The organism is Synechococcus sp. R5-15 (assembly GCF_047462035.1).
GTDB lineage: Bacteria > Cyanobacteriota > Cyanobacteriia > Thermostichales > Thermostichaceae > Thermostichus.
Genome location: NZ_JANSIK010000103.1, coordinates 1 through 4,910, shown reverse-complemented (window position 1 = coordinate 4,910; position 4,910 = coordinate 1). Strand labels below are relative to the sequence as shown.

The following is a 4,910-nucleotide window of genomic DNA, read 5'->3' as shown; positions in this document are numbered from 1 at the left end:
CACCCACTCCGAGACCGACACCCACCCCGACTCCAGCACCAACACCCACTCCGACACCGACGCTTACCCCTATCCCTCGATTCACCCCGCTTGTCCCTCGTACTCCTACCCCCACCCCGCCTCCACCTCCTACTCCCACCGCCACACCTGCCCCGGCAACGCCAACGCCTGCGGCAGAGCTGGCCCTCAGCGGCGAGTGGCTTTACGAGGGAGGATCTTTTATCTGGCAGGGATCCCTGTGCAAGGTCAATGTTGCGGCTGGCGTCCAGGAAACCGTCTCCATTCGTCAGGAGGGCAACCAGATCAGCGTTTCCTCTCTCAGCTTTTCCGAACGCAGTGGCCAGCTCATCGGCAACCAACTTTCTGTCAGCGGTAAGGCAGCGGGTAGTGGCACCCCAACCATCACTTGGAGCGGCACTGTCAGCGCTGACGGGCGCTCGATTCGAGGAACGGCTACCTGTGGTAGCGCCAGCTTCGCCATTAGGCTCACACGGCAGAGCTAAATACCTACGCCTCCTCCCCGATCACCGCCGCCGCCGTCTTCCCTATCGTCCGGTTTCTGTTGCCGTTGAGGCGGTGGAGGAGGAGCAGCAAAGCTTTCGCTCACAACTTCGATGGTGTAAGGGCCTCGCCCAGGGCTGCCCGGCCCAGCGGCTGGAGAGGCATTTTGCGCCCAGTAGCTTTGCACCTGGAGCAAGTAGCAGCGGTTTTGCCGCACGGGGATGGTTAGCTGAGAGGTGGTAAAGTTGCCAGGGGCAGCATCATCATTTACAAAAACGTCAGGATCCAATCTCCGGTTGCTGTCAAAGCTGCCGATGACCAATAGCGGGTCGAAAACCGGGCTGGTCAGCCGGATTGTAACCCCGGTAACGTTGGCTGCAGAGGGGAAGTAAAGAAACGCATCTGAATAGAAGGTAAACGTGCCGGGAGGCGGCGGAGTTGTGCGAGCATCCAGAATATTGCCGGCGGCATCGAAATAAAACTCCAAAAGGCTATTCGGCCCCAAGGTTCCACTGCGCCTATCCCCCTGTCGGCGGAGGCCAATCGAAGCGAAAAAGTCTGGGCTGAAGGCTTGTTCACAGACATTCACCAGAGGCGGTAGTGTGCTCCCTCCACCTCCTCCACAACCTGCCAAAACCGCAGCCGAGGCCAAAAGGCCCAAGAAAACCCTCTGCAGGGATCCCTGCGGAGTTCTAGAAGCATTCGATGCTGGCCCTGGCATAAGCACTCCTCCGGACACCGGATGTCAATGTTCCTCTAGATTACGATGCTCTGAGCAATTCTCAGCAAAATGCAGATCACTGACAGGATTTTCCCACGTTTAGGCTTGCACCGGCCTGGGGGGGCTGTTCCGCTGTTGACCTCGAGAAGGGAGCTTCAAGGGCGTAGTGGGGCCGTTGAGCCAATTTTGTCCTCAGGAAGGGATCCAGAGCAAAACCCTTTTTCGCAGTGGGCTAACCACTACTGGCGTCGGGCTTCCTGGTGAGGAAGAAATGGGCCAGGGCTGCCACACATTCTCGATCTTCGAAGAGTAGGTGGCATCGCTGCCGAACCTCCTCAGCCATGTGGTAGCGAAACTCAGAATCGGATCCCAGTTTTACGGCCAAATCCTCATAGCTTTTCAGATCCGAGGCAATTAAGCTGTCCAGCTCCATTCTTTTGAGAATGGCATAGGTATGCCGCCCCCGCATCAGCTTTCCAGGGCAAGTGAACACAGGCAATCCGACCGCAACGGCCTCTAAGGTGGTGATCCCACCTGACCAGCCATAGGAATCTAACATAAGATCGGCACAGCGGTTGAGATCCAAGTAGTCTTGATAATCCAATCCGGGCAGGATCAGGCAGTGGTCTTCTACATTGAGGCCATACAAAGAAAAAGCCCGGGTGAGCCGTTCCCGAAATTGTCGGGCAATAGCAGCATTGGGTAGAGCCAAAAAAACAAATTGAGCGTTGGGCACTCGCTGAGCAATAGCGGCAAAAAGATAGTCATATTGGGGCAGATATTTACCCAAGTATTGACAAGCTAGGTAAACCACTGCATCTTCACGCAGGCCGAAATCCTCACGATAGCGCTTTTGCTGAGGCAAAACCGGCTTTTCGAAGCAAGTGCCCAAATGAGGTAAACGAATCAGGGTTTCACTATAATGTTCTTGAGCATCCTCTGGCTCCATTAAATCGCTGGAGAGGAAATAGTCAATCGTAGAAAGCCCAGAAGTTACAGGATGAGCCCAAGTGGAGCACTGTATCGGTGCCAGTCGCAGGGAAGCCAGTTGCAGAATGAGAGGCGAAAGGCCGATCTCCAAATACACCAAAATATCCAACTGATCCTGTAGGATTTGTCGGGCTGCATCCTCAAGTCCGGTGGGAATGTGTCGAAACACATCGGCATATTGACGATACCGGTCTGTCATGAAATCGGTTCTGGGATCCAAGTGATAGGCGAAGACTTGAAACTTTCGCTCCGAGTTAGCCTGTCCATCAGCCCAATTGGCGTTCAGGTACTTAACCCAACCCAGAGATAAGCGGCTGTAAGAGCAAGCTCGCATGGAAGCTGAGGCAAACCCAACTCGGATGGGATCCTCTGGCTGGGATTGGTGAGGAAGATATCTCCACTGGGAATAGCAAGCGTTGACTATACGTTGAACAAACTGGGCATATTTTTTCTGTAAATCCAGGTCGTTGTAGCCTTGGTACTGTAGGTAGTGATTGGTTCCCAGTCCTGATGCCCACAGCGCTGTGCGACGTTGCTCCTCTGTTTCTAGGGGAGTTTCCTCAATAAGACGATCCAGGTGCTCAACAAAGCGAGCACGAAAGGAGTTGAGCTCTTCCTCACTCTGATAGACTGCCGGCAAGTAGAGATGATAAAACCAACGAGCCTGTTCTAACTGGGGATCCAAAGCCAATGCTTTCTCCAGGTGATCCAAGGCAACAGCGTGTTCTCCTTGATCTCGGCAGGCGATGGCCAGATTCAGATGCACCTCTTCCAAAGGGATCCCTGCTGCTCGATCCGAGTTTACCAACAGGGAATTGAGCAGGGGGATCGCCTCTTCGCAGCGACGTAAGTTAACGAGGATCTTGCCAGCTTGAAAGGCGGAAAGAGTGGCATCGGGATTGAGGTTTAAGCTCTGCTGGTAGCAGGATAAGGCTTTCTCCCATTGGCCCGAAGACTCGTAGACCACGCCTAAGTTGTGATGATAAAGAGCTACGCAAGGATTTAACTCAATAGCCTCGGCAATTAGCGCAGCTGCCCATTCCAAATCACCCTTGGTCTGGGCCACCGTTCCCAGCAGGTGCAAAGCGTCGGCTTGCTCAGGAAAATCCGCCAAGATTTCGGAGTAAATGGCCTCTGCTTGCCGCAGATCTCCTGCCTGCTGAGCTCGGATCCCGGCCAGAAGTTTGTTTGTAAGTATCCAGTCTGACATCTACTACAAGATGGCTAGAAATTCTCCTGACTTGTCTGCCCAGTATAGTTTTTTCCAGTTATAGTCAGTTCAGTTGGGGATAAGATGACTTTACAGGCAAGATAACATGCAGGTAGACCTAAAGAGGAAGCTTAGATCTGAGAGAGAGTCGTATTTGTTCCGCTCCGTGGCTCATTTTTTTACTTTGTTCAGCTACTTTACCTAAACGTAAGCTCTGCTCAGGTAACAGAGACAGCCGTAGTTACCTTGAGAAATCTCCCCCTGCCAGAGGAGATGAGAGGGATCCAACATCTGGTCAATCTGCTTGCGGTCTTGCTCAGAAGTAAACTCCACGTAAATCACCTTGATGTCTTTGAGCTGCTCTTGCAAGCTGGTCAACACCTCCACCTCATCTCCACCTGTAGCCACCCTGAGCACATCGATGGGCTCCAAACCCAACTCCTTGAGGGCTGCCCTGGCTTCCCGGAAAGGGAGCAGCTGCTCCACTCCCCACTCGGCCTGAGGATCCTCCGGCCAGAGGCGACGGGTTCTGCAACTATCCTGCCCCGCCAGCCCCACCGGATGCACAAAGCAGTTCTCCAAAGTCAAAGCATTCTGCTGCAGTAGGTGCAAGGCCAAAGGGTTCGTCTCGAAACAATGAATGGCCGCCTCAGGGTGAAAAGTCCTGAAACAAGCGCTGGCCACACCTACCCCGGCCCTCACATCCACGACAACCCTGACATCAGAAAGAACAGAAACAGCAGGCTGATAGACTCGACTAAGTCTGGCCACCGTTCCTTCGTACTCGACGCCTTCGTACCCCCACAGCCAAGCTGACGGAACGGAGCTGCGGCCTTGGACTAAGTAAATGAGAAAAGTTTCTGTTATGTTTCCCGCATTGGCAAAGAGGAGCTGGGTGTCTTCTCCCAGGATGAAAGCAAAGCTGGTTCTCAAAGGCCGCCCCAGCCGCTGCAAGTCCTCAGCTGTGCACACCACCGCATCAAAACTAGGCCAACTGGCTGGCTCCCCCCTCACCTCATGAACTCGCTCGGGCACTCCAACCTGCTGCAGCAGGGCACACGGATCCCCAAACCCCTCTTCCACATACAGCTCCAGCCGCGGCAAGTCCAGCAAGTCCGCGGCTATCACCCCAGGACAGCCTCGGCCAACAAATACCCTCAGTCGCTCCTGCACGCGATGCAGCTCTTGAATGGGCTCGTAGATTCCTAGTCGTGTGTCTATCCAGGCAGAGCTGGCCGTGCTGACAAAGTAGCGCACATCAGAGCGGGGCGAGTAACGAAAGGGCTCCGGCAGCTCTCCCCCAAACACCCAGTCCAGCAGGTTCTGAATGCGGTGGCGGGGATGCCAGTGTTGGTCGAAAGTGTGATAAGCGCGGCGGGCAATTTGAATGGCCTCCTGGGGATGGTCTAGGTAGTAGTGGATTTTCTCCAGGAGTTGGGCTTCGGAGTTGTAGGTGTCGCAGTAGGTGCCGGGCGCCAAAAGTTCGTC

At 54.4% G+C, this 4,910-nt stretch carries 3 protein-coding genes and 1 pseudogene; 1 reads left to right on the top strand and 3 read right to left on the bottom strand.

Going from position 1 to position 4,910, the window contains the following annotated elements; translation table 11 throughout:
- A pseudogene (locus tag NW839_RS09550) lies at positions 1 to 503 on the top strand (serine/threonine protein kinase); the annotation flags it as partial.
- Here NW839_RS09550 and NW839_RS09545 read toward each other — a convergent pair.
- The 3 genes from NW839_RS09545 to NW839_RS09535 form a co-directional block, all read right to left on the bottom strand.
- A complete protein-coding gene (locus NW839_RS09545; protein ID WP_414351054.1) occupies positions 500 to 1,222 on the bottom strand; it encodes a hypothetical protein in 723 nt (240 codons plus the stop codon). The pseudogene NW839_RS09550 and the gene NW839_RS09545 sit on opposite strands and share 4 nt — an antisense overlap.
- Before the next feature lie 232 nt (positions 1,223 to 1,454).
- Positions 1,455 to 3,422: a tetratricopeptide repeat protein gene (locus tag NW839_RS09540; RefSeq protein ID WP_414351056.1), complete on the bottom strand. Its 1,968-nt coding sequence runs from the start codon at positions 3,420 to 3,422 to the stop codon at positions 1,455 to 1,457.
- A 201-nt stretch (positions 3,423 to 3,623) separates the two neighbouring features.
- Positions 3,624 to 4,910 (bottom strand): glycosyltransferase (locus NW839_RS09535; protein WP_414380603.1); only part of this gene is annotated, 1,287 nt, incomplete at its 5' end.